At 41.1% G+C, this 6,148-nt stretch carries 5 protein-coding genes; all 5 read right to left on the bottom strand.

Annotated elements, in window-relative coordinates; all coding sequences use genetic code 11:
- Positions 1-523: 523 nt before the first annotated feature.
- Positions 524-1,234, bottom strand: a complete 711-nt coding sequence (locus NC796_RS11010) for a helix-turn-helix transcriptional regulator (protein WP_310684454.1) — start codon at positions 1,232-1,234, stop codon at positions 524-526.
- A 32-nt stretch (positions 1,235-1,266) separates the two neighbouring features.
- The gene (locus tag NC796_RS11005) at positions 1,267-1,974 is read right to left on the bottom strand and encodes a LuxR C-terminal-related transcriptional regulator (RefSeq protein WP_310684453.1); all 708 of its coding nucleotides are present in this window, start codon (positions 1,972-1,974) and stop codon (positions 1,267-1,269) included.
- A 19-nt stretch (positions 1,975-1,993) separates the two neighbouring features.
- A complete protein-coding gene (locus NC796_RS11000) occupies positions 1,994-2,290 on the bottom strand; it encodes a helix-turn-helix transcriptional regulator (protein ID WP_310684452.1) in 297 nt (98 codons plus the stop codon).
- A 501-nt stretch (positions 2,291-2,791) separates the two neighbouring features.
- Complete coding sequence (locus NC796_RS10995; RefSeq protein ID WP_310684451.1) at positions 2,792-4,531, bottom strand: Na/Pi cotransporter family protein; 1,740 nt, start codon at positions 4,529-4,531, stop codon at positions 2,792-2,794.
- A 596-nt stretch (positions 4,532-5,127) separates the two neighbouring features.
- A complete protein-coding gene (locus NC796_RS10990) occupies positions 5,128-6,108 on the bottom strand; it encodes a helix-turn-helix domain-containing protein (protein ID WP_310684450.1) in 981 nt (326 codons plus the stop codon).
- Positions 6,109-6,148 lie beyond the last annotated feature (40 nt).

The following is a 6,148-nucleotide window of genomic DNA, read 5'->3' as shown; positions in this document are numbered from 1 at the left end:
CTGCGAGCTAGATTGATCAGCAAAGTAGCCTCTGTAACGCTATTACAGTACATCAATTGGCAAAACGATCAACCCATCAATCGTATTAAACATGCATTAGCTGTTTAAGATTAACCCCTAAACGCGTTACATGATTAAGTTTGGGTATTTTAACCTACGTGCAAAACTTTCATTTGTGCCGTTCATTTTTTCAGCGATGAAATCCGCCGGTAGTCGGACTAAAGAACTACCACTAAAAATCACCGGCAATACTTCGCACAAGGTTTATAGCCGAAGCTTTATGCGAAGGGATACTCATAGAGCACAATCTCGGAACTTATTCCACTTTTCCGAACAAATTGTCAGGCTAAACTCGTTGATATGGATGCGTTCGACGCAGAGCGTCAAACCAGGATACCGCCGCAGAGCGAACGGTACCAAGCACTGTGAGGTAAGAATTGCTTAAACATTTCAACATCTAAACAACTCAACGATTCAACATCTTTCAACCTTAGACCTTCTGACTTTGGACCTTTTGATCCACTCAGACCTCAACAAGATTAAATGCAAAAGCATAACGCATCAGGTCGCGCAGGGAGTTAAGCTCCAGTTTTCGCTTTAAGTTTTTGCGGTGGGTTTCCACTGTACTTCTTGATAGAAATAGTTGTTCTGCTATTTGGGGATTATTACAGCCGTTGGCCAGCAGTTTCAAGACATCGACTTCCCGGTTGGTGAGCTGCTGGAAACGTTTAAAGTGTTTAAGCTTGAACTCGTCCATCCGGACGATACGCTCCATCTTCTTGGTATGCTTCCCAAAATCATCAGGTCGCGGTTGCACCCAAAGAAGCATCCCGTTATCCAACTTTGTTGGTTTTGTTAAAGTTATAAGTGGGAAATATCTGTTATCTTTGGGGTTTTTAACATACTGTATGAAAGAAATTGTCTGGTTAACATTCTTTCTTTCATACAAGCCCGGGAGAAACTTAAGTATGTTATTTACAGTAGATGGATGAATTGTAGTCAACACAAATTTCATCCATCCTTGCTGAATTTCTTCGAATTCCTTACCTGTATAATCTTCATATATCTTGTTGGCATACGTTGCCTCAAAAGTTCCCGGCTTGCACAGGTGGGAAACATATGGTACTTCGTCAACGACCGCTTCAGGATCCTCCCCTTCAAGTATTCGTTCCTCCAACTGGAGAGTATAATATTCAAAACGCTCAAGCTGCTCTTGTTCCGTCAAGTAAGGCATCAGGTTCTCCTCAATTAATTACAATTATACCCCTAAATTTCGACCAGGTTAAACGCAAACGCATATTTGATCAGATCTTTATAGGAATTAAGCTCAAGTTTCTTTTTAATATTTTTCCGGTGGGTTTCTACCGTACTCCGGGAGAGGTATAGTTTCTCTGCAATAGCTGGGTTGTTATGTCCATTCGCCAACAGCTTCAGTACGTCGACTTCCCGGTCGGTAAGTTGTTGAAAACGCTTAAAGTGCTTCAGCTTGAACTCATCCATGCGTATGATGCGTTCAATCTTTCTCGTCTCTTTGCCAAATTGCGAAGGATTCACCGTAAGCCATAGTAACAAACCACTGGATAATCTGGATGGTTTTGTAAAGGATATATAGGGAGAAAAATCTGATTCCTGGAATGTCTTTACGTATTGGACAAAGGCCAATGTCTGTTGAGCTCTTCCAGTTGCATAGAATGCAGGCAAGAATTGGAGAATACTCTTTATAGTGGAAGGATGGACAATTTTGATATATTCATCCCATTTTTCATAAACTTCTTCCTTACTGAAGCCACTATACTCAGTAATCTTTTTGTTTGCTTTCCTTAGTCTAAAGTCGGTTGGATCGCTCAGCTGAAGACCAAACGGAATCTGATCACCAATTGTCTCGAAACTTTCTCCTTCTAATAATCTTTCCTCCAACTGGAGGGTATAATATTCAAAACGCTCAAGCTGCTCTTGCTCAGTCAAGTAAGCCATCAATCCCCATGTTTTATCTTTAGAATTCAATCAGGTCATAAGCCAGCGCATATTTTATATAGCCCGTCTGACTATTAATGTTAAGTTTGTCCCGTACCCGGGCCCGGTGGTTTTGCACGGTTGCCCTGGATATGTCGAGGTCATCAGCGATGGAGGGGTTGTTCATACCATCAGCTATTAAGGAAAGAATCTCTTTCTCACGCTCAGTCAATTCCTCAAATCTCCGCTCATGTTTCTTCCTGAATTGTTGTAAAGCTGTTACCTGATGTATAAAATTCTCTATCGGTCCCGTAGGATAAATTGTATCTGTAGCCATACGTATATTTTGTGTCTAACACCCGTTTCTGCGCTTTTAAAGCACGATCCTCTTGGCAGATTCGCCTTTTTGTACCCAGCTGACATTAGTAACTTATACTTTAAAATGCCAGTTATTTTCCATTATTCTATTATTAAATAGTAGTTTACATATATATACTTACGGCTAAGTATAGTAATAGCAATACGTTGTATTAATATTATTATTTCGTTTGGTGTTGACTTTAAGAATCCTGGTTAGTTCTCATTTTAGCGCGTGTCATTGAAGGCAAATGTTGATCAAACGGTCGAAGGTCCAAAAGTTAAAGGTCGGAAGGTTTGAGGTTGAAAGGTGATGAAGTGTTGAAAGGATTCTTCCTCATATTGTTTGGTACCATCGCTCTGCGGCGGTACTCGTCTGACGCTCAAAAGCAGATCGGGAACGCATTCTCTCCTCTGTATACGATATATAATTCACCAGCTTTGTAGGTCATATATCTTTAGGCTGCCATAAAGAAGGCCATTAAGCTCGTTCCTCAATCACCTTTTCATAGGCAGATTTTACTTTTTTACCCGCGAGTGCCTCATTTACATTAAAAAGGTGATCCCCAATTTTTTCCAACCGGTTCAGGTAATCGAGGAATATAAACCCAACCTTCGTCGAATAAACTTTATCTTCAAGCTGATCATAATGAAACTCCTGTAATTCGTCACGATACAGATCAATCGCATTCTCAAGATGCATGGACGTTTCCAGGTCAATAGGTCCATTATCCTGCTCAAGGTTTTCGCGGACATTGCGAATAGAATCATGTACTAAATCAAGCATTTTACTGATCTTGTCCATCGCCTCGGGCGGCAATTCATTTCCCTCAGACTGCATTCGTTCAAAGGTTTTTGACATTTGGAAATAGATATCTCCAACCCGTTCAAGATCATTAATCATACTGTGCATGGCACGAATTCGTCGACTTGCATCTTCCGTCAGATTGTAGCTGGAAATTTTGGTCAGGTATTCGGCAATTTCCAACTCAATGTTGTCGGTGATTTTCTCTCTTTTTTCAATCTTCTTCAAAAACCGTTCTCGCTTGTTCTGCTTATTAAATAACAGCCCCCTCATGCTGAAATGCATTTTTTCAATCAGCTTGGCAAAAAGTTCGATCTCTTTATGCGCCTGGGACATTGACAGTTCGGGAGAAGACATCATCCCTGACGAAATATACTGCAAACGATGCTGGGTATCTTTCTTCTCCGTCTGATATTTCTTTATCAAGCGGACAATATATGGGACGAAGCCAACAAGCAGCAGCACATTGACTACATTGAACGTAGTGTGGAATAAAGAAAGGGCAAGCGTGGCATTTGCCCTCCCGATTTCGTCGGCTGCGTTCAATATGGAACCGTGACCGGGTAAAAAGTATCCCATTACCGAATCTATACCCATAATGAACGGGTGGATCAACAACAGCATCCATATTACCCCAACGACATTAAAGACAAAGTGAAACCGGGCGGCCCGCTTGGCATATACATTCCCAACTACAGCGGCAATATTAGCGGTTACCGTCGTACCAATATTTTCTCCCAACACCATGGCGGCCGCCATCGGGAACTCGATCCATCCCTGGAATAACATAACAAGCGTAATAGCCGCAGCGGCAGAAGAAGACTGGGTGATTAATGTCAAGAGTGTACCGGCAATGACAAAAATTACGATCGAAGCAAAACCAAACTCAGTGAATTGATCCAGGAACATAAACATTTCAGGATTATCTTGGATGTTTGGCACACTGTTCTTTATGAAATCGAGACCGATAAACAGGATACCGAACCCGATCATGCCTTCGGCAAGGTTGCGCAATCTTTCACGACCGAAAAAGATGAATGGGAAAAAGATACCGATCAGCATAATTGCAATCGGGGTGATTTGCATCTTGAATCCAAAGATCGAAATGATCCACGTGGTGACGGTAGTGCCAATATTGGCACCCATAATTACACCTGTCGATTCGATAAAGGTTATAAGGCCTGCATTCACAAAACTAACCACCATAACCGTTGTTGTGGACGAGGATTGGGTAATGGCAGTAGAGGTAAAGCCGGTAAGAATTCCACGGAATCTTGTTTTGGTCATTCCTTTTAGAATAGTCCGTAGCTTATTTCCTGCAACCTTTTGAAGGCCATCACTGAACACTTTCATCCCGTAAATAAAGATTCCCAACGAACCAACTATTTGCAGAAAATCAAAGAAACTGAAACTCATATCCCCATTCATTAATTATTGATAGTATTAAGAGAAATGTCATTCCCCCCATAAATTCAGGGGTGCAAATATAACAAGATGTTTTTAATCTTATAATACTAACCTGTAAAGCAGACCTGTTTTCTATTTGGCCCCTAAGATACGGAGACATATTTAGACGATACAGCTGCATAATAACTCAAAGGTCTGGTTCTATGTCTCGGAGTGGCTGGCCAGCGGGGCGGAGGTGCGGACCAAACTACAGCATACCAAAGGCCTGAGTAGATAACAACACTAACGTTGCCTGATTCGAATCTACGGTAGCATCAAAAGCCGCATGTTGGGACCAAAAGTACGGCCTTACAATAATAAGACCTATATGCAGTAATAATAAGAGTCTTATTAAGTAATAATGAGACCCTTATTATTACTTAATGTACCTTTATTATTACTGGGGCATTGGAAATGGGTTTTAAAAAATTGCAGATAAACCAGCCGTTTCCTCCTTTTAGAATCACGAATTGATGCTTGAATAACCATCAGCCATCGACTAACTGGTTTAAACCTTGCCTCCCTATTTTTGATTCCGCCAGGAATATTATCTTCCTAAAGCTTTATCAAACCGCCGCTTCTTTATTGTACCTGTTTCTATACTCCACAGGCGAAAGACTAGTAACTTCTTTAAATACTTTACGAAAGGCACTGGCATCGGAATAGCCCACCTCATACATTGCTTCCGAAACTGTTTTTCTGCCTGCTTCCAGTAGTTTCTTGGCCGCTTCTACTTTTACCCGCTGCAAATATTCAAAGGGGGTGTTCCCAGTCGCTTCAATAAATCTTCGGTCAAACTGCCGTCTGCTGACAGCAAACCTGGAAGCCAATTGTTTAATAGATATTTTTTTCTGCACGTTGCTTTCAATGTAGTCCTGTGCTTCTTTTACTATTTCATCTTCGTGCATCTTCTGTCCTTTAAATATGATAAATGCCGACTGATTTTGCCGGTCCATTTCAATCTGGAATACTTTGGAACAAAAAATGGCTGTTTGTCTGTCATAATATTTCTCAACAAGATAAACCATTAGGTTTAGGAAGGAATAAGCACCACCGTTCGTGTAAATGCCTTTCTCATCCGTAATCAATTTATCAGTCTGTAAATCCACTTTTGGGAACATACTCCGGAAGTTATCCGCAACAGACCAATGCGTAGAGCAGCTTTTCCCATCCAGCAACCCAGATGATGCCAGCAGAAAGGCACCCGTGCAAATACTTGCTACTTCAGCCCCCTCCTTATACTGTTTTGCAATCCAGTCAATCAGCTCTTGGTTTCCCTTCACCGCTTCACGGTAATTATGATTCAATGAAGGAATAATGATGAGATCGGTTTTGGGTATTGCAGAAATATCGGTCTGTGGTTTCACCGAAAATAAGTCGTCATAGAAATCCACTTCCTTTGAAATACCGGCCAATTCAATTTTAAACAACGGTTTTCTGCCGCTCCCCTTCCAATGCTCATTGGCTCTTGTAAATATATTATAAGGACCAACGATGCTTTCCAGATTATTTTGCCCTTCAGGAACGATGATGGTTAGATGTTTCATAACATTTTTCTTGCCAAGTTATAAATGCAACCATGTCTAA

Source organism: Aliifodinibius sp. S!AR15-10 (genome assembly GCF_031569985.1).
Classification (GTDB): domain Bacteria; phylum Bacteroidota; class Rhodothermia; order Balneolales; family Balneolaceae; genus JAMQKA01.
Note: the sequence above shows the minus strand (reverse complement) of the source record. Positions and strands in the feature narration are given on the sequence as shown.

What these genes read in the sequence shown, in the direction of transcription:
- NC796_RS11010 (WP_310684454.1), bottom strand. Translation starts at nt 1,234, where the DNA reads ATGCCTTACTTGACGGAACAAGAGCAGCTTGAGCGTTTTGAATATTAT.
- NC796_RS11005 (WP_310684453.1), bottom strand. Translation starts at nt 1,974, where the DNA reads ATGGCTTACTTGACTGAGCAAGAGCAGCTTGAGCGTTTTGAATATTAT.
- NC796_RS11000 (WP_310684452.1), bottom strand. Translation starts at nt 2,290, where the DNA reads ATGGCTACAGATACAATTTATCCTACGGGACCGATAGAGAATTTTATA.
- NC796_RS10995 (WP_310684451.1), bottom strand. Translation starts at nt 4,531, where the DNA reads ATGAGTTTCAGTTTCTTTGATTTTCTGCAAATAGTTGGTTCGTTGGGA.
- NC796_RS10990 (WP_310684450.1), bottom strand. Translation starts at nt 6,108, where the DNA reads ATGAAACATCTAACCATCATCGTTCCTGAAGGGCAAAATAATCTGGAA.